Source organism: Pseudomonas sp. MWU12-2020 (assembly GCF_023100605.1).
GTDB classification, from domain to species: Bacteria; Pseudomonadota; Gammaproteobacteria; order Pseudomonadales; family Pseudomonadaceae; genus Aquipseudomonas; species Aquipseudomonas fluorescens_H.
In genome coordinates this window covers 47,321-68,483 of the sequence record NZ_JALMEX010000007.1, presented here as the reverse complement: position 1 = coordinate 68,483, position 21,163 = coordinate 47,321, and the positions used below count along the sequence as shown (strand labels likewise).

The 21,163-nt window shown below is 60.2% G+C and carries 15 protein-coding genes; 1 reads left to right on the top strand and 14 read right to left on the bottom strand.

Features of this window, described 5'->3' with window-relative positions; all coding sequences use genetic code 11:
- Positions 1–30 precede the first annotated feature (30 nt).
- The 3 genes from M0814_RS17250 to M0814_RS17240 form a co-directional block, all read right to left on the bottom strand.
- Positions 31–1,335, bottom strand: a complete 1,305-nt coding sequence (locus M0814_RS17250; protein WP_103486482.1) for a hypothetical protein — start codon at positions 1,333–1,335, stop codon at positions 31–33.
- 203 nt (positions 1,336–1,538) lie between these two features.
- On the bottom strand, positions 1,539–2,363 hold the full coding sequence (locus M0814_RS17245; protein ID WP_103486483.1) for an SDR family oxidoreductase: 825 nt from the start codon (positions 2,361–2,363) through the stop codon (positions 1,539–1,541).
- A gap of 34 nt (positions 2,364–2,397) precedes the next feature.
- Positions 2,398–2,862 carry a multidrug transporter gene (locus M0814_RS17240; RefSeq protein ID WP_103486484.1) on the bottom strand — a complete coding sequence of 155 codons (465 nt, stop codon included), beginning with the start codon at positions 2,860–2,862 and terminating at the stop codon, positions 2,398–2,400.
- A gap of 183 nt (positions 2,863–3,045) precedes the next feature.
- Between M0814_RS17240 and M0814_RS17235 the strand changes: the two genes are divergently transcribed.
- Complete coding sequence (locus M0814_RS17235) at positions 3,046–5,769, top strand: RHS repeat-associated core domain-containing protein (protein WP_103486485.1); 2,724 nt, start codon at positions 3,046–3,048, stop codon at positions 5,767–5,769.
- A 109-nt stretch (positions 5,770–5,878) separates the two neighbouring features.
- Here the strand turns inward: M0814_RS17235 and M0814_RS17230 are convergent, their stop codons facing one another.
- The 11 genes from M0814_RS17230 to alg8 form a co-directional block, all read right to left on the bottom strand.
- Positions 5,879–7,330, bottom strand: a complete 1,452-nt coding sequence (locus tag M0814_RS17230; RefSeq protein ID WP_103486486.1) for a mannose-1-phosphate guanylyltransferase/mannose-6-phosphate isomerase — start codon at positions 7,328–7,330, stop codon at positions 5,879–5,881.
- A gap of 154 nt (positions 7,331–7,484) precedes the next feature.
- Complete coding sequence (locus M0814_RS17225; protein WP_003221835.1) at positions 7,485–8,141, bottom strand: alginate O-acetyltransferase AlgF; 657 nt, start codon at positions 8,139–8,141, stop codon at positions 7,485–7,487.
- A gap of 14 nt (positions 8,142–8,155) precedes the next feature.
- Positions 8,156–9,328 (bottom strand): alginate O-acetyltransferase, encoded by a 1,173-nt coding sequence (locus tag M0814_RS17220; RefSeq protein ID WP_103486487.1) that lies wholly within the window; start codon positions 9,326–9,328, stop codon positions 8,156–8,158.
- 10 nt (positions 9,329–9,338) lie between these two features.
- Positions 9,339–10,904, bottom strand: a complete 1,566-nt coding sequence (locus M0814_RS17215) for an MBOAT family protein (protein WP_103486488.1) — start codon at positions 10,902–10,904, stop codon at positions 9,339–9,341.
- A 336-nt stretch (positions 10,905–11,240) separates the two neighbouring features.
- Entirely contained in the window at positions 11,241–12,365 is a 1,125-nt protein-coding gene (locus M0814_RS17210; protein WP_103484932.1) for a mannuronate-specific alginate lyase, read from the bottom strand.
- A gap of 8 nt (positions 12,366–12,373) precedes the next feature.
- Positions 12,374–13,825, bottom strand: a complete 1,452-nt coding sequence (locus M0814_RS17205) for an alginate O-acetyltransferase (protein ID WP_003221844.1) — start codon at positions 13,823–13,825, stop codon at positions 12,374–12,376.
- A gap of 10 nt (positions 13,826–13,835) precedes the next feature.
- Positions 13,836–15,407 (bottom strand): mannuronan 5-epimerase AlgG, encoded by a 1,572-nt coding sequence (gene algG, locus M0814_RS17200; RefSeq protein ID WP_103484933.1) that lies wholly within the window; start codon positions 15,405–15,407, stop codon positions 13,836–13,838.
- A 26-nt stretch (positions 15,408–15,433) separates the two neighbouring features.
- On the bottom strand, positions 15,434–16,915 hold the full coding sequence (locus M0814_RS17195) for an alginate export family protein (RefSeq protein WP_103484931.1): 1,482 nt from the start codon (positions 16,913–16,915) through the stop codon (positions 15,434–15,436).
- The gene (gene algK / locus M0814_RS17190) at positions 16,912–18,420 is read right to left on the bottom strand and encodes an alginate biosynthesis TPR repeat lipoprotein AlgK (protein WP_247868510.1); all 1,509 of its coding nucleotides are present in this window, start codon (positions 18,418–18,420) and stop codon (positions 16,912–16,914) included. The genes M0814_RS17195 and algK overlap by 4 nt, the downstream gene beginning before the upstream one ends.
- Before the next feature lie 9 nt (positions 18,421–18,429).
- A complete protein-coding gene (locus M0814_RS17185) occupies positions 18,430–19,599 on the bottom strand; it encodes an alginate biosynthesis protein Alg44 (protein ID WP_103484929.1) in 1,170 nt (389 codons plus the stop codon).
- Positions 19,600–19,635: 36 nt separating this feature from the next.
- Positions 19,636–21,120, bottom strand: a complete 1,485-nt coding sequence (gene alg8 / locus M0814_RS17180; protein WP_177434733.1) for a mannuronan synthase — start codon at positions 21,118–21,120, stop codon at positions 19,636–19,638.
- Between the last annotated feature and the right edge of the window lie 43 nt (positions 21,121–21,163).

Sequence of the window (21,163 nt, the reverse complement as noted above, 5' to 3'; positions counted from 1 at the left end):
CCCCGAAATGTCGAGGATGGGCATCGATGATCAACCGAAAAATCCCCAAAGATTGCCGTATGGGCCGCCGACTCCGGTGACGTTACCGGCAAATATGAATTTCTCATCGGCGCGTGGTTGCAGGAAAATCGACGCGGGCATGGCCGACGTATCCCTGCTCAGAAAGCCATTTGTGCCAAATTCTTTGTCAAGGTCGCCAGTGCCAAGAAAACGAGCGATGTGGGTTTCCAGGTCACTGCCCGCTACGGTGATTCTGTTCTCGCTGTCGATGAAACCTGCGCACCAGTTGTCTCCTGTGTGCTTTTCAAGAAGGGTCAGTAACGGTTCGCCTCGGTTGAAATGAGGGTTTGGCTTGCCGTTTTCATCCATTTTGACCAGGAGCCCGTGCATGCTTTGCCCGGCTCGCCTTGAGTGACCCAGACCGAAAAAACCTCCTTCCGCTGTTTTCACCAGACCCTGCACGGTGCTGTCGCTGTGTGTGAGGTTCAGCATGTGGACTCCGGGCGTGCTGGGGTTGCCGTAGCTTTTATCCATGCTGCCGTCAGGGTTGAGACGGGCAAAGTAACCCTGCGTTCTTTCTGCACGAGTGGCGCTGCCGGCGATCAGGATCTTCCCGGAGTCGAGCAGGTGCATTGCCGAAATCGATGTCGCGGAGACCGTAGCGTGAAGTTTGATGTCGAGGCGTCCATCGCTGGCGAAATGCTTGTCCGGTTGTCCCTTTTCAGTCACGCGATACAGCACGGCATGAGTTCTTTCCGGGGCGCCCATGACGTGATAGGTCGCACCGACGACGATCATGCCATCCACTTGCACTGCCACATTGCCTGTGTCTGAGAGGCAATTCTCCGTCGGTAGATTTCGCAGGATCAGTTTGCCCTGGGTCGCAAAGTCCAGGTCCTGCACGCCGTTTTCGTTGAAACGTCCCAACACCAGGTGCACGGGCGGAGACTCGGTGTCGTCATCTATAGTGGTTCCGCCCTGCATATAGATCCATGACCCATGCATCGCCACTTTGCCGCCTAATGCGTCAAACCGCTTATAGAACTTGTTGAAGGTGAAGCCTTTGCTCGCAAAGGTCGGATCCAGCCTGCCATCTTCATTCAGGCGTGCCAGCCCATAGTAGGACGAGGTGTAGAGTACGGCCTCGTCGGCCTCGTCGGCCTCGTCGTCATGGGAGACAGTGATGCCGAGGAGGAGTTTTCCCGTGGGCAACCGGTAAAGGCCTTTGATTTGTCGATCATTCCCGTTTGTGTGCGGCAAAATCGCGAGGGTCACAACGCCCTTTTCACCAAAGCTCGGATCAATGTCGCCAGGTTTGCGCTCGAAAGTACTCATTATTTTCACCGATTGATGTACTGATGCTCGCGAGTGTGAGCGTCTTGCATCGAGTCTGCTCTGCTTGTGAAATCAGCGTCTACTGTCAGAGTTGACAGGTGGTGAAGGGCCGTGGGCGGGAGTAAGGTGAGTGCCCGAGGCGCACGTTGCTCAGGCTTTGTGTCTTCTGGAAATCAGCGTGGAGCGTGACTGTCGAGGCTGAATCAAAGCTTCCCGCGCAACCCGAACCGCTTCTTCAACGTCGATTCCAGCAACCCCTTCGGCAACAACGTCGCCAGCAACGGCAACGCCCGACTGCCGTTACCAATGCGGATCAAGCGTGGCGGTGTGTCCCGCTGCACAGCCTTGAGCAGTTCAGCCGCAAACTCGGTAGCCGGGGTCGGCTTGTCCTGCGAGGCCTTGGCCCGCGCGCGAATCCCCTCACGCAACGGAAACCACGGCGACTGCTCGTTGATCAACTGCTCGGCTTCGTGCCCGGCATTCTTGGCGAAGCTCGACTGAATCGCCCCCGGCTGGACCTCCATCACGCGAATGCCGAACGGCGCCAGTTCCATGCGCAAGGCATCGCTCAGCGCATGCACCGCCGCTTTCGACGCACAGTAGGCGCCGGCGAACGGCGTCACCAGCACGCCCGAAACACTGCCGATGTTCACCACCAGCCCCTTGGCCCGGCGCAGCACCGGGAACAGTGCGCGAGTGACGCCGACAATCGAGAACACGTTGGTCTCGAACTGGCGCTGCATGGCCGGCACGCCGCCATCGAGCAGCGGCCCCATGGCGCCATAACCGGCGTTGTTGATCAGCACGTCGAGGCCACCGTGTTGCTGGTTGATGCGTTCCGCGAGTTGTTCCAGCGCCACGCTGTCATTGACGTCCAGCGGGATCGCGGTGAACCCGGCGGTGGTCAGCGCCGCGACGTCGTCACTCTTGCGCGCAGTGGCCCAGACTTCGTAACCGGCGCCTTTGAAGGCGTCGGCGAGGGCGCGGCCAATGCCGCTGGAGCAACCGGTAATCAACGCAACGGGCATGGCGCATTCCTTGTGCAAAAAGTGGGGGAGGGGATCAGTCGGAGAAACTGCCTTGCAAGCGCTCGGCGCGAAACTCCAGGGTTTGCGGGCGATAACCGGGACGCAGCGGTGGCATCGGCAGGCAGTCTTCCCAGTCGCCGCCGGCCTGCAGTTCGCCGGGGCCGCGATAGCGCGGGGCGGTGTATTGGTTGTCGGCCAGATTGACCGTGTCACCGGGCGCGTAGGCTGCAATGCGCCAGCGCAGTTCGGTCAGCGGCACGTTGTTGCCGTTTTTCATTTTCAGTTGCAGCGGTCGATCCGCGGGGCACTGTTCAGGCGCATAGACAATGCGCATCTCCAGACGCGCCAGTTGCTTGAGTTCGCGGTTGTCCAGCCACACCACCCAGACCGCGACCAAACCCAGACCAACGGCAGCCGCGACGGACACCGGCACGGCCTTGGCCGGATAGCGCAACAACAGGATCAGCCAGGTGATGACCAGCAAAACGCCGATGAACATGTTTGAACGCTCCTTGAACTCATGAGCACCATCCTACCGAAGGGGCGCAGGAATGGATATTCGCCGAGCAAAGCGTGACGCCATTGGTCGGGACTGTAATTTCTGACAGTTGTTGAACATGCGTTGTGCCTGCTCAAATTCCGGAGGTTCGAACAACGCCGCTCGCACGGGGAGGGACTTTTCATGAGCTTGCACATCAATACGCCGAGGGTGTCTGTGTTCGACCCGCGCGGTTTGTTGGTTCGCACGGTCGACTATTGTCGAGCTATCGAGGACGGCCCTGTCGACCCCCGGATCAACCGCATCCTTCATGACCCGGCGGGGCATGCGGTTAAACAGTGGGATCCGCGGCTTTGGCTGTCGCAGGTCGGCGATCCGCTGACGCCGGCCAATCTGACACGAGTGTTTACCTTGGGCGCCTCGGTGATTCGTTCGGACAGTGTCGATACCGGCACGCAAATCGAGTTGAAGGGGCTCGCCACGCAAACGGTATTCAGTTGGGACAGCCGTCAGACGCGACGCGACATTGAGTACGATGCCTTGCTTCGACCCGTTGCGATATTCGAACAAGGGGCAAGCGAGGCGCGGCGTTGCGGCGAGCGATTGACCTACGGTCATCCCGGCAGCGGCGATCTGGCGCAAAATCATTACGGTCAACTGATCCGTCATGATCACCCGGCCGGCAGCGTACTGTTCAACCGATTTGCAATTAGCGGCGAATGTACCGAGGACACCCGCCACTTCACTCAGGATCCGTTGGCACCTGACTGGCCTAAGTCGGAGGCGGATCGTCAGCGGCTGCTGGAGCCAGGCGCCGGTGCGACATCGCGCTGGCGCCATGGTGCGCTGGGGGATGTGCTGGAACAGACGGATGCCCGAGAAAACCGGCATACATTCGCGCTGACCGTCGATGGCCACTTGCGCGAGCGCCGCTTGCAGTTGAAGGGGGAACCCGAGCAGACCCTGGTCAGGGACATCCACTACAACGCGCAAGGCAATGTCACGCAGGAAACCGCCGGCAACGGTGTACAAACCACCCGGACGTATAGCCCCGAAGACAATCGCCTGTTGGTTCAGCGGACTGAAGACGCTGATGGTCTTGTGCTGCAACATTTGAGTTATGGATACGACCGGGTAGGCAATGTCCTGAGTACCGAAGACAAGTCACTGCCGATCCGTTACTTCGCCAACCAGCGCATCGACCCGGTCAGTCGCTTTGTCTACGACAGTCTTTACCAGTTGACCAAGGCGTCCGGTTGGGAGGCCGGCGCAGTCAATCGTGGCCCGCAATCGATGGGCCGCATCGATCCGGGGGCGGTCAGCAACTATCAACAGACTTACGAATATGATCCCGGCGGCAACCTGTGCAACCTGATTCATGTCGGTGCACAAAGCCACGGGCGCAAACTGCAGCCGGCGCGTTATAGCAACCGCTCTTTGCCTTACGTGGACGTCATTCCCGGTGAGGCAGAAATCGAAGCTGCCTACGACCGCAGAGGCAACCTGCTGACGCTGGAGTCAGGGCGGGTACTGAACTGGAACCTGCGCAATCAACTGCAAACGGTCTGTCCGGTGGAGCGTGCCTCAGGTATCAATGATCATGAGGTCTATCTGTACGATGGTGGCAGCCAGCGGGTACGCAAGGTCCGTTCGTTGCGAACTGGCGTCCGAAGCCTGATTGCCGACGTACGCTATTTGCCCGGGCTGGAGTTGCGCACCGATAACGGTACCGGCGAACGGTTGCAGATCATCGTTACCGACAACGCTCGAGTACAGCATTGGGAGAGCCCGCCGCCTTCGGGAGTCAACAATCGATGGCGATACCAACATATCGATCACTTGGGTTCGGTTAGTCTGGAAACCGCCGGTGACGGTACGTTGATTGGTCGGGAGAAGTATCACCCGTTCGGTACCAGCGCTTGGCAGAACGGCGAACTCAGCTACAAATTCGTCCGTTATTCAGGCAAGGAGCGTGATGCGACCGGACTTGATTACTACGGTCACCGCTACTACATCTCCTGGTTGCAAAAATGGAGCAGTCCGGACCCGGCGGGGGAAGTGGATGGTTTGAACCTGTACCGGATGGTCAGAAATAACCCCGGTACGTTGATCGATGCAGATGGACGCAGGCCGCAGCTTCCAGAGCAATCCGGTCCTCCAGGACCGCCAGCATTGCCCCCCCCGCCGCCACCTGTCTCAGGCATACCTCCCCCTTTACCGGGAGCAGCCTCCCGACCATTGACCACTAAAAAATGGGTCATTAAAGAAGATCCGGCATTGTATAAACAACAAGGGGGTGAATATCCTTATTATTCTTCATTCACAATTGCTCTTCAGAAGCTCAATATTGAGCACTATAGTTCAATTGACGATATAAAGCAGTTTGTAGATGTATGGCGGGAAGTTGGACGAAATATGACTCCTCCCGCCAGGAATATCGATAATGACAAAGCTTTGGAAGTTCAGGGTGTTTTAGGGAAAATAGATGAAGAATGGCCAAGTTATCATCGTGCGGATGTAAAGGAGCTTTTCCGAGGAGACACAACAGCCATATTGAATAGCTACCCATGGCTTGCCGAGTTTGTAGAGAGCGTCGGAGACGATGCTACAGAAAGCATACTGAATGTAAACATCCGCTCTCAGTTGATAATGTCAACATCCAAAGACCCAGGCATGGGCTACGTGTCCGGTAAATCCATAATGTGGCACTTTGAGGTGGAACCTGGACATGCAGGTGTTTCTGAGGGGTTGTATGCATCCGAGGGAGAAGTAACGTTTCCAATGTATAACAAAGTTAAAGTAGTTTCCGTGCAACACATTCCAAAAGGAAGGTCCTACATGGATAACACCGCACGATTCGGGACGGCACATAGATACGTGATAAAAGCAAAAATGTTACCCCGTTAATTATCAGAACAAGCGTTGGATGAATGTGAACAGGCCAAAAAAGCCCCCGCCCAACCCACTGCGGATGGGGACGCAGCGGGCTGGACGGGGGCTTCTTATTGCGGGGTGATCACTGCGCGATGGTTTTCACCGACACGCCGCGTTCGATCGGGGTGGAACGACCGTAGATGTCCTCGAAACGCTCGATATCGTCTTCGCCGAGGTAGCTGCCCGATTGCACTTCGATGATTTCCAGCGGGATCTTGCCCGGGTTGCGCAGGCGGTGCACCGAGGCGATCGGGATGTAAGTCGACTGGTTTTCGCAGAGCAGGAACACGTTGTCATCGCAGGTCACTTCGGCGGTGCCGCTGACCACGATCCAGTGCTCGGCGCGGTGGTGGTGCATCTGCAGCGACAGGCATGCGCCCGGTTTGACCGAGATGTGCTTGACCTGGAAACGCCCGCCCATGTCCACCGAGTCGTAGGAACCCCACGGACGATAGACCTCGCAATGGTTCTGGGTTTCGCTACGGCCCTGCTCGTTGAGGGTGTTGACCATCTGCTTGACGCCCTGAACCTTGTCCTTGTGCGCGATCATCATCGCGTCCTTGGTCTCGACCACGACGATGTTTTCCAGACCGATCACCGACACCAGTTTGCCGTTGCCGTGGATCATGCAGTTTTTGCTGTCCTGGATCACCACGTCGCCTTTGCTGACGTTGCCGTTGGCATCCTTCTCGTTGACTTCCCACAGCGACGACCAGCAACCGACATCGCTCCAGCCGGCGCTCAGCGGCACCACGCAGGCGCGCTGGGTTTTTTCCATGACGGAGTAGTCGATGGAATTGTCCGGGCAGCAAGCGAAGGTGGCTTCGTCCAGGGTGACGGTGTCGGCGTCCTGCAGGCTGCGCTCGAGGGTCAGCAGGCAGGTGTCGTAGATGTCCGGATCGTGCTTTTTCAGCTCTTCGAGGAAGCGGCTGGCGCGGAACAGGAACATGCCGCTGTTCCAGTAGTAGCCGCCGGATTCGACGTATTCGGTGGCGCGTTTGACGTCAGGTTTTTCGACGAAGTGCGAGACACGGCTGACGCCTTCCGGCAGCAGCGAATCGCCGGTGGATTTGATGTAGCCGTAACCGGTTTCCGGTTTGGTCGCCGGCACGCCGAACAGCACCATTTCGCCGTTTTCGGCGGCGACGGTGGCCAGGGCCAATGCGCGTTGCAGGGCTTTCTGGTCTTCCAGCACGTGGTCGGCCGGCAGCACCAGCATCAGTTCGTCACGCCCTTCGTTGACCAGCATCATCGCGGTCAGCGCCACGGCTGGCGCGGTGTTGCGGCCGAACGGCTCCATCAGGATGCGCTGGCATTCGAGGTTCCGGTTGGCCAACTGTTCGTTGACGATGAAGCGGTGATCCTTGTTGCAGACCACGATGGGTGTGTCCATGCCTTCGAACACCAGACGCTCCAGGGTTTGCTGGAACAGTGTGTGTTCACCGGTCAGGGCGAGGAATTGTTTAGGGAATTGCTTGCGCGAAAGCGGCCAAAGACGTGAACCGCTACCACCTGACAAGATCACCGGAATCATATTGTTTACTCCATAAAATCGATTGGTTAGAGGCCCTGTGGGAGCGAGCCTGCTCGCGAAAGCGGTACATCAGTCGACATTGATGTTGGATGTCGGACCGTATTCGCGAGCAGGCTCGCTCCCACAGGGTTACTGCGTCAGTTCATGAAATGGATTAGCGGGTCGACACCGGGCGTTTCACCCAGACTGGCGACAGGCTGCTGCCGGAACCGGTGACGTACAGCACCGCTGCCTCACCACGCTCCAGAGCGACCGGTTTCACGTCGCCGACTTTCTTGTCGCCTTCGTACAGCGCCAGGCTGACTTTCACCGGGTTGATTTCACGTTCGCCACGGCCCTTGGCCGCCACGTTCGGCACCACGTCGGTCTTGCCGTCGGCGGTCTTCAGGGTCAGCGGCTTGTCGCTGAGGTTCTGCACGCGCACCAGGGATTTCTGCTTGTTCTTGAACGGCGGCTCTTCGATCAGTTGCGGCGCGCCGGAAGCGTTGTTGACCAGGGTGTAGTAGTGGTCACCGGCAAGTTTCACCGGCAAGGTCTGGCTGCCGACCTTGGCGCTGTAATCGCCGCCCGGCATGAAGCTGAAGTCGCTGCTGGCCAGTGGCGCAACGTCGCTCAGATTGGTGCTGCCGACAGTGGCGCTGACTTCAGCGTTGCTGGCGTTATAGACACGCACAAAGGTCGAGCCTTTCGGTGCAGTCGGACCGTACAGCGCGGCGTCACCACCGGCGAAAGCCTGGACCGACAGCACGCTGAGACCGGCAACCAGTGCAATGCGTTTTGCGAGACGACGAGGAGTAGTAGTGAAAGTCATGGTGTACCTCTCTTTCAGTTTTGCGCCCGGTCGGGCGTCTCGGATTTAGTGTTTACAGCTACGTTTTGTTGGCGAGCACCGGCTTGTTTGAGCTCTGCGACCCACTGCGGGTCGGCGTCGCCGATTTCGTTGTTCACAGGCAGATATCGTTCAGGAAACTCCCAGATCAGCACCTGTGGCGGGCTGTTCTTGAAGTCATCGCTTTTCAGGTAGCTGAGCATCGGCAGGATCGGGCCGTGGCCGTCTTCGGCGTAGTTGACGACGTCGCTGTGCAGCGCTTGTTTCAGCGCACCGACGAAGTTCCAGTTGGGGTTGGCGCTGTAGCTGGTGCCGATCAGTGCGACCGGTACTTCGCTGCTGGCGAACAGCGCGTCGTCACCGGCAGGTTGCTCGGCGGCCACGGTGTTGCGCTTCTGCAGCGGCTCTTGCGCCGGCATCAGGTTTTCAAACAGCGGATCCAGTGGCAGGAACAGACGCAGGTCGCCCTTGTGCGTGACCTTCTCCGCTGGCGTGGTGACAAAGCGCTGCGGCTCGCCGCTGAGCGGGAACTTGTCGGCGATGGTTTTCGCCAGGGTGTTGGCAGCGATCTCGGCGCCTTCCGGGGTCCAGTGGGTGTCGGTGCGCAGGAACACTTGCTGACCGTTGTGCTTGGCCTGTTGCAGCGGGCCAAGCAGGTCCGGGGCGAGGATCTTGTCCGCCGCGACACGGGCGTGGAAGTCCTGATAGAGGTTGGCGTGGATGCTCGCCGGTTTCACTTCACCCAGGTGTTCCGGGTACAGACGAACCTTGGCCGGCACGATCGCCATCACCAGTTTCACGCCTTTGGCTTTGAGGGTCTGGCGCACGCCTTCGACCAGCGCGTAGTTGCCTTGCAGGTTCAGCTCTTCGTTGACGATCGGGTTGAATTCCTCGTCGCTGTACAGCCACTGATCGCGACCGAGCACCACGCCCGGACGACCTTCGTTGAACAGTTTGAAATCCAGTGCCGCCCAGAGATTGGTGCCCAGACGCTTGATCGGAAACTGATCGTCGTAGTGGGTTTCCACGGCTTTGGTCCAGCGACCGTTAAGCACGGTCGCATCGGCGTTGGTGCTGAAGCCGAAGAAGCTGCGCACCGACCACAGACCGAGCACCAGCAGGGTCAGCAGAAACAGCGCGATGTAGACGATGCGTAATGAGCGGGTCATGTCAGATCCCTCAGAACTGGAAGTAAAGGAACGGCGAGAAGCTTTGCGCCGAGAGTTTGAGAATCGAGGCGATGAACAGCAGCAGGATCAGCCCGCGCATCACGTAGCGTGACCAGTCCGCGGTCCAGTAGGCCGGTTGCACCTGGGCTTCGACGCCGACGGTGTAGCCAGGCTCGTGGATGCTCGCCGGGTTTTCGCCAGGCGCGGCTTTGATCATGCCCGGGGTCGTGGTGGCAGGGCCGTTGGCCTCGACGTTGACTTCAGGTTTGCTCTTCACCGGAGGCTGGTTGGTGTACAGATCACGCAGACCGAAGAACGCCAGGGTTGCGTACGCCACCACCAGAGTTGCCACTTGCAGACCGGTGAGGCTGGCACGGTTGAGTTCCGACAGCGACCAGTCGCTGAAGCTGAACATCGCGCCGTACATGCGCCCGGCGACGTGCAGGTTTTCGGCACGGAAGATCACCCAGCCCATCACCACCAGCAGGAAGGTCAACGCCCAGCGGATCGGGTTGAGGCTGCGCGGCGCGGTGTTGATGCCGAGCATTTTTTCGATCGCCAGCCACATGCCGTGCCAGGCGCCCCAAACGATGTAAGTGATGTTCGCGCCGTGCCACAGACCACCCAGCAGCATGGTCAGGAACAGGTTGCGATAGGTCATCAGCGTGCCTTTACGGTTACCGCCGAGGGTGATGTACAGGTAGTCACGCAGCCAGGTCGACAGGCTGATGTGCCAGCGACGCCAGAACTCGGTAATCGACTGGCTGATGTACGGCTGCTTGAAGTTTTCCATGAAGCGGAAACCCATCATCAGGCCCAGACCGATGGCCATGTCGCTGTAACCGGAGAAGTCGAAATACAGCTGCGCGGTGTACGCCAGCGCGCCGAGCCAGGCATCACCGGTGGTCGGGTTTTGCAGGGCGAAGCAGTGATCGGCGACCACCGCGAGGGTGTCAGCAATGAAGACCTTCTTGATGAAACCCTGCATGAACCGCGTGCAGCCCTCGGAGAACTTGTCGAGGGTGTGGGTGCGGTTGTTGAACTGGTCAGCGAGGTCGCGGAAACGCAGAACCGGGCCGGCAATCAGGTGCGGGAAAATCGCCACGAACGCCGCGAAGTCGATCAGGTTGCGCGTAGCCGGTGTGTCGCCGCGATACACGTCGATGATGTAGCTGATCGACTCGAAGATGTAGAACGAGATGCCGATCGGCAGCAGCACGTGGGTCAGAATGAACGGCTCCAAACCGAACGAGCTCATGATCGCGTTGATGCTGTCCACGCCGAAGTTGGCGTATTTGAAGTAGCCGAGGATGCACAGGTCGACTGCCACGCCGAGCAGCAGCCAGCGCTGTGCCGGTTTGGTACGCACGCCGGCAGCACCGACTTTCAGGCCGATCCAGTAATTCCACAGGGTGACGCCGGCGAACAGCGCCAGGAAGTCCACCCGCCACCACGCGTAGAACACGTAGCTGGCGATCAGCAGCAACAGGTTGCGATAGCGTTGCCCGCTCAAGTAGTACAAGCCGAGAAAGATCGGCAAGAACAGAAACAGGAACACGTTGGATGAAAATACCATCCCGATCTCTCCATGTTTGAACCAACAGTCAAGGGCCAAAGCCCCCCCAAACCCCCCGTGCTATTGGAGGGGTGATGCGTGTTTCTTTCAGGGTTGCGGAGGGACTTGAAATCTTACCCTCACCCCCCGCCCTCTCCCGGAGGGAGAGGGAGCCTGATCTCTGGCGCTGCCAATATCGAGATCGGCTCGGTATTTCTGTGCAGCTTGATCTCGATTGTTTTTCAACACCTGAGATCGACTCGATGTATCAGGTCGGCGGATTTCTCAAAAACACCTCGGTCAGTCCCCTCTCCCTCCGGGAGAGGGTTAGGGTGAGGGGCTTTTGCTGTTCGCCTTTCATGAACCCTTGTTGCCCTTCTCATGCGACGGGTCGTAGACCTTGGTCAGGTCGCCGCCGAGGCGGAAGGTCTTGAACGGTTGCATGCCGTGCTTCTTCTCGATCACATCCGGCGGGCAGGTGTAGAGGGTGCAGAACGGTTCGAGCCAGGCGAATTTCATGTCCTCTTTCAAGTCGGTCATGTCCTGCTCTTTGCCGTTCTTTTTCTCGAATTGGTCAGGGTCTTTCACCCCGGCCAGCACCCGGTCACCCAAACGCTTCAGCGCGCTGTTGTTTTCCTGGCGCAGATCGACCCCGTTGACCTGAGCGAAGCTGGCGATCATCGCCAGTGGCGGCAGGGCGTAGTTGTGATAGGCGAGGGCGCGTTGCTGGCGCTTGAGTTCGTTGGGCAGGAAGCCGTCGGCATCGACCTGATTGACCCCGACCTTGTATTCCTTCACTGCCCAATCAAACAAGTCGCGACGGTTGGTGGCGATCGAAGTCGCCATCACCGACCAAGCCGCCCAGTACGAGTGGTTGTTGGTTTTTTCCAGCGGCAGGTTGTCCCAATCGCTGACCACCTGATCGGCCATCTTGCTGAACCACGCCTCGATCAGCTGCGCTTCTTGCTGATGTTCGGCCAGTGGATGCGAGTCGGAGAACTTCAGGCGAATGTACGAAGAGGCCATGCTGCCCAGCGCCCATTTGCGCATCGACTTGCCGGTGTGATTGAAGTCTTTCGACATCAACGCATCGGCCTTGGCCCACGCAGTCAACCAGTTGAGGGTGCAGTCGAGCTGTTCCGGGCGCCCGTCGCGCATGAACTGCATCACCCGTTTGGCGGTGCCGCGCTCCAGCGTGGTGATGTCCTTGGTGGTGTCGCGGAAGGCTTTTTCCGACTGCACGTTCAGCGTTGCGCGGGCCTTGTCCGAGCCTTCGTATTTGCTGCGAAATTGCAGCGGCCCGGTGTACGGCGCGGGCATCGCGTCGCAGCCTTCGCTCTTGTCGCCGCTCTTGAATTTATCCACAGGGGCGAAGTAGCCCTGCGGCGGACGCAGTGGCGCGGCGGCCTGAGTGGCCCCGGCGAACATCGCCAGGGTCAGCAGGGATGGTGCAAGCAAGTGTTTGATCGTTCGATTTCGCATAGCAGACCTCATTGCCCGACCTGAGCGGTTTGTGGCCCAGCGCCCGGGAATACGTTGCGTTTGCAGATTTTCGCTTCGACTTTTTGCGGCGCGGTGCCCGCTTCCGGGCCCTGGACTTCGACTGCCAGCAGATTTTGCGAGGCCCAGTCTTCGTCCGTGCGCAGCTCAAAGGCGAAACGACCGTCGGTGTCGGAGGTTTCCGGTTTCTCGATCTTGATGTCCTCGTGGCGACCGTTCATGTACCAGAGGGTGGCTTGCAGGGTTTTCACCGAGGTGTCGGCGAAGCGGATGTCGACCTGATGGCTGCTGTTCTGCAGATTCAGGTTTTTGCTGTTGACCAGCAGTTCCTGTTTGCCGCCGGGCTTGAGCGTGGTGCTGGCGGACATTTGCGTGTCTTTGCCTTCGCAGCCGTTATCGAGCAGCGACATCATCTGGCGGTAGATGGTCTCTTGGTCGAGGCGGTACAGCGGCGAGAATTCCCAGATCAGAATCTTCGGCGGGGTCTTCTGGAATTCGTCGCTACCGAGGTACTGCAGCATCGAACCTTCGAGACCGCCGCCGGGGAAGGCGACGTTGAGAATATCGGCGCCAATGGCCTCTTCGAGGAAGCCGGCGAAGTTGTAGTTCTTGCCGCTGTGCGAGGTCCCGACCAAGGTAATTTGCGGGTTGCCGGAATCACCAAACAGGTCGCCGTCACCGGCCTCGCCTTTCGGCTCGGTGGTGAACTGGTCCATGTACTGGATCGCGTAACTGGTGCCGCACAGTTGCCCGGCCATGTTGTGCAGGGTGCCGGTCTTGCCCATGCGCCCGGTGCGCTTGGTCTCGAATTCACGCTTGGGAATGTCGGCGAAGGCCGGGATCTGCTTGACCTTCTCGGCGACGATTTTCGCCGTGCGCTGAGCGCCGTATGGCGTCCAGTGCTGGTCGCCGCGGAAGTAGAAATCGTGAGCGGGCAGGGTGTCCGGCAGCGATTCGTTGGTCAGCGGCGACAGGTCTGGCACCACGTAACCCATCTGCGCGAAACGCCCGAGCATGGTCTTGTAGTTGCCCAGCGCTTTCTCGTAATCGAACGCGGCTTTTTCCTGCGGGTTGAGCTTGTTGCGGTTCACCAGGCCACGGGTCGGCTGATAGACGATCACCAGTTCGACGCCTTTGGCCTTGAACGCATCGTGCAGCTGTTGCAGGCGCTTGTAGCCGGCCGGGGTGGTGTTGAACTCGGTGCGCAAATCTTCCTGCGTACGGAACAACCAGTCGCCCTGCGCCTGCACCAGCGTGGTGAAGTTCTGCTGATAACGCGTGGTGTAGTTCTTCGCGTCATGCGCGGCCGGGCACAGGTTGCAGCACGGTTCGGCGGTGAACTTCGGTGCTGCGGTCTCGTCTGCACGAGCCGCATTGCTGGCCGCCAGAATGCCCACGGTCAGGGCCGACAGGCTGAGTAATTTGATCAAGTGTGGGTGCATAAAATTATCCTCAGTCCCGCATTTCGGTCTGGCGTTCGACAGGGTCGATCAGCACGGCTTTCTGCTGGCGCACCAGCAGGTCGAGAATTTCATCCTGGCGCTCGCCGAGGATGCCGTTGAAGCTGATGCCGCTGGATTTGGTCGGCGCCAGCATCGATACGCGATACAGCTCGACGCTCAATGGCGAGTCGATGGCCATCGGGCCGCTGCCGTTGGCCGCCAGTTCACCGCCGACCACGATCAGCGAGACTTGCGCGTCGAACGGGTCGAGCTTGATGTCACGGTCGGTGTCGGTCAGGTCCTTGATGTGGCCGTAGACGCCGGTCAGGCCGTTGGCCATGGCGACGTTTTCGTAGAGGCGGATGTTCACGCTGTTACGAATGCGGATGCCGTGACGCTTGTTGCTGATGACCTTGTTGCCCCACAGCAGGTTGTCGGCGGACTCGTAGAGGGTGATGCCGTCCGTGTGGTTCTTGTAGATCTCGTTGTAGGCGATGATGTTGTTGACGCTGTTACGGTCGATCACCAGGCCCGAGAGGTGGTTGTCGTAGCTCTTGTTGTTGAAGATGAAGCTGTCGTTCACTTCACGGGAAATGATGATGCCGTGCTTCTTCTTCGTGCCGTGGACGGTGTTCTCGGCAATGATCAGACCGTGGGAACGGTCGTGCGGGTCGATGCCGTAGACGATGTTGTCCTTATAGGTGTTGCCCTTGACCACGAAGTCGCGGGTCTCGTAGCAGTAGAAGCCGTACCACATGTCGGAGAACTCGGAGCCGACGATCCAGCCGGTCGGCTCGGGACGCTTGAGCACCTTGGCCATGTTCGGCGTGTACTGGGAAATACTCACCCCGTACGACTTACTGTTGGCGTAGCCGAAACTGGCCATCTTGCTGTTGACGATGTAGGTCTCGGTGCCGCCCCAGGCCAGCAGGAACGGACGGAATTCCTTCGGCGAACGGAAGGTCGCCGGGCCGTTGTCCTTCTCGCGCCAGCCGGTGACTTTGGTGTCACGCACGAACAGCTGACCGTCGTTGACCAGGAACGAACCGGCCTCTTGCGACAGACGCAATTCCTGGGTCTGGCCGTCGATTTCGAGGATACCTTTGCGGCCGACCACGATCGGCAGCTTCGCCAGGTACACGCCCGGCGCGGTCTCGCTGAAGTACTGCTTGGGCAGCTTCTGCGCCAGATCCTTGAGGTTCAGGTAGCCGTCGTCAACGAAGATCGCCTGCGGGATGCCGTGCTGACGCACCACCCATTCGGCCATCTTGTTGTCGCCGCCGATGAAGTCCTTCAGCGCGTCTTCCTGCATCATCCGGCGCACGCTGATCTTGCCCGGTTTGCTGCGATTGATCTTCGCGGCAGCCGCCTCGGCGGTGAAGCCGGACAGGTCGGGCAGTGTCGGCTTGGCCAGTTCCAGCGCCTCGGTCGGCGCGCTGCTGACGGTGTAGGTCTTGGCTTGTTGCAGCTCTTTGGTGGTGGTCACAGGCTTGGCCGGTTCCACCGTGGCGAAGGCGCCAGCGGAGGCCAGCAGCATGGCGCCGGCCAACAGGCTGAGCGAGCCTTTCCTTGCATGGTGCATGTCGGGCACTCCCTTGGCGGTTTGCATCAGAAGCGCCAGATCACGTCGATGAACGCGCGGTGCATGTACGAATCGACCTGGCTGCCATAGGCATCACCGGGCTTGAACACGCCGCCACGGAAACGCACCAGCGCCGAAGGTTCGTCGATCGACTGGCTCAACGCCGCCGGCAACAGGCCCTGCTTGAAGTACTTGGTCACCACCAGGTCCATTTCCTGACCCAGGTCCTTGTTGCCATCCTGCAGCGGCAGCGAGGTGCTGGAGAGGATCGCGCCGGTGACGTCGTCGGTGTTGTTTTCCACGGCGTTGATGCCGTTGCTGCCCACCGGCTTGTTACCGTCCACGCGCCAGAACTTGTGGTAGATCAGGCTGGCGTCGTACTGGTCGTTGAGCATCCACGAACCGAACAGGGTGGCGGTCTGCATGTTGTTCATTTCGCCACGGAACGCTTCGCCGAAACGGTGCACCCGCGAGCGGGTACCGGTGTAGTTGGAGCGGTTGCTTTCCAGACCGTTCTGTTGGTAATCGGCGCTGGCGCGGGCGTAGGCCGCACCGACCTGCCACTGCGGATCGAGGCGCAGACGCACGCCAAGGTCGGTGGCCCAGCCGTTGATGTCATCACTGCGCTTGGCTTGCGCCGGACGGCTGCCATCGGCGTTCAGCGGGTTGACCGAATCGAGGTCGCCGCTCATGCCGGTGATGCTGCCCCAGTAATTGACGGTGTTGGTGTTGCGCCAGTTGTAGGCGTCGCTGTCGGCGGTCAGGCCGAGCCAACTGATGTCGCCGTTCTGGGTTTTGTCGAGGGTGTCGCGGGGCACGCCCGGTTCGGCGTAATCGAGCTTGCCGTTATCGTGGGTGTGGTGGCCGCGAATGCCGACCCAGTTGCCCGGGGTCCACTGGTAGGCGGCATCGGCGTAGGCGTGCAGGCGATCCTTGTCTTTTGGCGCCAGCTCTTTGAGGTCGGTGCGGTATTCGCTGAAGCGTTCGGCGACACCGACGTTGGCGCGCAACAGGGTAGTGTCAAAGGTCCAGTTCAGCGCTTCGATGTTGGTGTCGCGCCATTGCCCGTCGTCATTGCGCAGGCGCTGGCGACCGAGCTTGAGCATCTCGCCGGGGTACGGCGTCAGGCCGCTGTAGCCGACCCAGAATTCGCGCATCGCCAGGTAGTTTTTCTTGGTTTTGCGGTCGCTGTTGTCGGTGGTTTCGGCACCGTCGGCTTGCTGCAGGGTGTCGGTTTCGATGATGTCGGTCGAGGTCACGGCCTGGCCCATGGCGTAGGCACTCCACGCGCCGCTTTCGCCGTAGATCCATGGACGCAGGTCCAGGCCCACACCGTTGACGTCGCCACCGGGTGCGGTGCCGAGGTCGCGGTCGTCTTCGGACTGGCCGGTGATTTTCACTTCCAGGCCGAAGTTCTTGGTTTCAGTGATCGCGGCCAGTGTCGGGCAAGACCAGATCAGCGCGAACGTGAGGCCAATACCGGCCTTCACAAAGGGATTCAACTTCATAGGGCTTCCTCGCCGTCTTCTTCTTGCAGGGCGTGCAGTTGCAGCGTGTTCTGGTTCAGGGCGCCACGGCTGGCCTGTTCCTGTTGCAGCAGGCGCTGGGCTTCGGCCAGACGCTCGGGCGGCAATTGCGCTGCGAGGGTGGTCGCCAGTTCATCGGCTTGCGGAGTGTTCTGCGCCTTGGCCAATTGGCTGAAGACATAGGCGTTGAGCGGGTCGGGTTTGGTGCCCTTGCCTTGGGAAAACAGTTGGGCGATGGCGAAATCGGCGCTGTTCTGGCCGTTGCGCGCAGCGGTCAGCAGGTGGTCGAGAGCCTTCTGCGGGTAGACCTTGCCCAGGTAACCACGGCGGTAGATCTGGCCGAGGTAGTAGTCGGCGGCGACTTCGCGGCCGACGGCTTTCTGGAAGTGTTCTTCGGCGACTTTCGCGTCGGCCGGCACCAGTTTGCCTTCGTAGTAGAGCTTGCCCAGCAACAGTTCGGCGCGCGGCTGATCGGCGGCGCGGCCGTTGTCGAGGTACTGCATCATCTGATCGACATCGCCCAGTTCCGGGAAGTCGTAGAGCAGCTGCGCGAGGGTCACCCACGATGCCGGGTAGCCCGGGGCGATCGGTTCGAGCAGCGACTGCGCGGTCTTCTCGTCGGTCTTGCCCAGGGTCGCATCGGCCAGCACACGGGCCACCGAATCGACGCGCTGCGCGCTGACGCTGCCACGGCTGTAACCGGCCTGCATCTGCTTGATCAGCTCGGCCTGTTGCTCCGGTTGGGCACGTTTCTGATAGACCGTGGCCAGTTCGACGTAGCAGATGTCGGTGGTGTTGAGCGCGGCTTTGCAGATCTTCTCCACGTCATCCAGATGCTGGTCGTAAGTGCCTTGGGTGCGATACAGCAGCACCTGCGCCAGACCCGCTTCCGGGTAGCCGGATTTGCGCCACTGATCGATCTGCTGCTGGGCGTTGATGTTGGGGAAGCTGTGCGGGTATTGCAGGTAGAGCATCGCCAGCGGGATCAACGTATTGCCTTCGCCATTGGCACCTGCTTTTTTCAGCAGACTTTCGGCTTCGTGGTGCTCGGCTTCGGTCGAACCCGGTTTGGCCACCAGCAGGCGACCGAGACGGGCCTGGGCCCGTGGCGACACGTCGGCGGCGGCACGGTAGGTCGCCTCGGCCTGCTTGATCTGCTCGGGGTCGCGGCTGTCGACCTGGATATCGGCGAGGCCGACTTGCGCCTCGCTGTAACCCAGATCTGCCAGTGCGCGGTAGTTCTGCGCGGCGGTGGCGGTGTCGCCACGCTTGAGCGCTTCGTTGGCCAGACGCTGGTCGGGCAGGCCGGCGCAACCGGCCAGACTGACGGCCAGCGCCAGCGAGCACACCATCAACCCCATGTGGGAGCGAGCCTGCTCGCGAAGCAGTCGACTCGGTACATCAGACAAACCGCGCTGATCCTTTCGCGAGCAGGCTCGCTCCCACAGGTTCGGCGGTGTGTTCAAGATAGGAGTAGTCACAGGCATGTCCTCGACTTAAAGACCGGCAGCCATGGCTTTGTCGATCAGCCAGTTCAGGTTCGGGCCACGGTCGCTGTTCACTTCCACCGGGCGGCCGGCGAAGCTGCTGTCCAGCGGTTCGTCCGGCTGGATCTGCACCCGGATGTCGGAGGACAGGTCGGCGCTTTTCAGGCTGGTGCTGCTGACGATCTTGCCGGTGCGGGTCTGGTCTTCGCCGGCGATCTGGAAGCTCACTGGCGTACCTGGGCGCACGTCGCCGAACTGGCGATAGGAGAAGCGTGCATCGACGGTGGCCTGGGTGTTGCGCGGCACCAGGGTGAAGATCACATCGCCCTTGCTCGCGTACTGACCGTCCGCCACCAGTTGCTGGGCCACAGTGCAATCGCACGGCGAGGTCAGGGTGCCGGTCATTTGCTTGCCGAACAGTTCTTCAACTTTGGCCGGTTGCAACTGGTCTTCGTCCAGATGGCCCTTGAGCACGTCGAGCATGCTGGTGCTGAAGGTCGCCAGCGGGGCGCCTTTGGCGGCGACGCCGTCGGACTTGACCAGGCTCTGCACGGTGCCGTCACGCGGCATGGTGATGTTCATTCCCGGTACGCTGACCAGACCTGCTTGCGCATGGCTGACGAAGTACATGCCGTACACCGACTTGAAGACGAAACCGAAAGCGACCAGGCCGATGGCGAAGATGCCGGCGCTGAAGGTCACGGCTTTCAGACGCCCGAACGGGGTCATGCCGCTGCCGCCGTCCTTGGCCTTGCGCGCCTTGGTGAAGTTGTCGCGCTGCAGGGTCGCCAGTACTTCACCCATGCTGACGATGTCGCCGGCCAGGTGCGAAGTGATCAGGTGGCGCAGGGTGGAGATGTCCTGCGGCTCAAGGTTCTGGAACTGGCAACCGGCGCGGCCGGTCTGGCGGTCGTAGGAGCGGATCTGCAGCTCGACGTCCATGGCCAGGCCGAGGTTGTCGATGACGAATTGCAGGCGTGCCTTGTGCACCTCACCCACGGTCAGCGGCATCTGCCCGGCGTTGAACGCCAGGCCACCGGCGGACAGGTCGAGGACCCGCGCTTCGAGCGGCGTCCGGTCGTGGCCGAAAAAGCGCAGTTTGGCCGGGATTTTTACGCGGGCGTGCTGACGCTGGGCTTCGGATTCATGCACTACGTTGGCGTTGACGGCGGTATTCATAGGGGCGATTTCCTTGTTAATTCAATAAGGGGGCGGTCAGACCATCATCAGCAGCACGGCGACGAAAATGCTGCCGGCGGAGAAGGTCATGGTCCGAGACGACCAGGTGTTGAACCAACGTTGAAAGCTGGCGAGATCACGGGTCAGGGAAGTGGGTTGGCGCGTCCAGGATTGCTGGTCGAGGCGGAAGAACACGTAGATCTTCACCAGCGCACCGACGATCTGGTTGTAATAGAGAATCGCCGGGTAAGCCGGGCCGATCCGGTGACCGGAGCACGACAGCAACAGGGTCAGAATCAGCCGGGTGATGCCGATCCACAGCAGGTAGGCGAGGATGAACGCGCCGCCGTACTTGAAGCTGGCGATGATTGCCACGGTCAGGCCGAGCAAGGACGTCCACATCGATACGCGCTGGTCGAACAGGACCACCGAGGTGAAGGCGCCGAGGCGTTTCACACCCAGGCCCAGTGCTCGCGAGTTCTGGCGCAGGTTGTTGCCGTACCAGCGGAACATCAGTTTGCGGCTGGCCTTGATGAAGCTCTTTTCCGGCGGGTGCTCAACGGTGTTGATCGCGGCGTCCGGCACGTAAAAGGTGTCGTAACCCAGGCGCATCAGGCTGAACCAGCTCGACTTGTCGTCGCCGGTGAGAAACTTGAAACGGCCCAGGCGCCAGTGTTGCAGCGAGTCGCTTTCGACGTCGGCAATGAACTCCGGATCGGTGACCACGGTGGCGCGGAACACCGACATGCGCCCGGTCATGGTCAGCACGCGCTTGGACAGGGCCATCGAGCACATGTTGATGTGGCGCTGAGCGAAACGCAGCTTGTGCCATTCGCTCATGATGTAGCCGCCGCGCACTTCGCAGAACTCGTTGGTGGTCAGGCCGCCGACGTTGCCGAACAGCTGGAACCACGGCACGGTCTTGCGCACGGTGCCTTCGCCGAGCACGGTGTCGCCGTCGATCACCGCCACGACGGCGCGGTCGTCTGGCAGGTGACGGGAGATCGCGCGGAAACCGTAGGCCAGGCCATCACGTTTGCCGGTGCCGGGAATGCGCACGAAGTCGAGCTTCACGCGCTCTGGCGGATTCATCCGCGCCCACAGCGCTTTCACCAGCAGCTCATCGGACATTTCGACGATCGAGCAGACCACGGTGGTCGGCAGTTCGCAGTCGATGGCTTCGCGGATCACCGAGCTGTAGACCTGCGCGGTGGTCAGCGCGTCGATACGGAAACTGGTGACCATCAGAAACACATGCGACGGGTCCGCCGCCTTACCCAGCTTGCGCACTTTGCGGCGCAGGTGCGGGTAAACGATGTAGAGAAAAATCATGCCGCGCACAAAGTGCGTTGCACCCATCGAGTAGCGCCAGATACCCACGGCGCCAATCAGGAAAATGAAGTCCTTCGACTCGGAGTCGAATGTGGACGTGGGCAGCATCAAGGCCAGGCCCAATAACAAACTGAGGTAAAACAGCCAACCGGCGGCCTGAAGTAGGCCGTGCTTTAGCCTGTGCATAATCTGCATCCGTCTCTATCTCGGGCGAGCCTGTCGGGTGGCCCGA

What these genes read in the sequence shown, in the direction of transcription:
- M0814_RS17250 (WP_103486482.1), bottom strand. Translation starts at nt 1,335, where the DNA reads ATGAGTACTTTCGAGCGCAAACCTGGCGACATTGATCCGAGCTTTGGT.
- M0814_RS17245 (WP_103486483.1), bottom strand. Translation starts at nt 2,363, where the DNA reads ATGCCCGTTGCGTTGATTACCGGTTGCTCCAGCGGCATTGGCCGCGCC.
- M0814_RS17240 (WP_103486484.1), bottom strand. Translation starts at nt 2,862, where the DNA reads ATGTTCATCGGCGTTTTGCTGGTCATCACCTGGCTGATCCTGTTGTTG.
- M0814_RS17235 (WP_103486485.1), top strand. Translation starts at nt 3,046, where the DNA reads ATGAGCTTGCACATCAATACGCCGAGGGTGTCTGTGTTCGACCCGCGC.
- M0814_RS17230 (WP_103486486.1), bottom strand. Translation starts at nt 7,330, where the DNA reads ATGATTCCGGTGATCTTGTCAGGTGGTAGCGGTTCACGTCTTTGGCCG.
- M0814_RS17225 (WP_003221835.1), bottom strand. Translation starts at nt 8,141, where the DNA reads ATGACTTTCACTACTACTCCTCGTCGTCTCGCAAAACGCATTGCACTG.
- M0814_RS17220 (WP_103486487.1), bottom strand. Translation starts at nt 9,328, where the DNA reads ATGACCCGCTCATTACGCATCGTCTACATCGCGCTGTTTCTGCTGACC.
- M0814_RS17215 (WP_103486488.1), bottom strand. Translation starts at nt 10,904, where the DNA reads ATGGTATTTTCATCCAACGTGTTCCTGTTTCTGTTCTTGCCGATCTTT.
- M0814_RS17210 (WP_103484932.1), bottom strand. Translation starts at nt 12,365, where the DNA reads ATGCGAAATCGAACGATCAAACACTTGCTTGCACCATCCCTGCTGACC.
- M0814_RS17205 (WP_003221844.1), bottom strand. Translation starts at nt 13,825, where the DNA reads ATGCACCCACACTTGATCAAATTACTCAGCCTGTCGGCCCTGACCGTG.
- algG (WP_103484933.1), bottom strand. Translation starts at nt 15,407, where the DNA reads ATGCACCATGCAAGGAAAGGCTCGCTCAGCCTGTTGGCCGGCGCCATG.
- M0814_RS17195 (WP_103484931.1), bottom strand. Translation starts at nt 16,915, where the DNA reads ATGAAGTTGAATCCCTTTGTGAAGGCCGGTATTGGCCTCACGTTCGCG.
- algK (WP_247868510.1), bottom strand. Translation starts at nt 18,420, where the DNA reads ATGCCTGTGACTACTCCTATCTTGAACACACCGCCGAACCTGTGGGAG.
- M0814_RS17185 (WP_103484929.1), bottom strand. Translation starts at nt 19,599, where the DNA reads ATGAATACCGCCGTCAACGCCAACGTAGTGCATGAATCCGAAGCCCAG.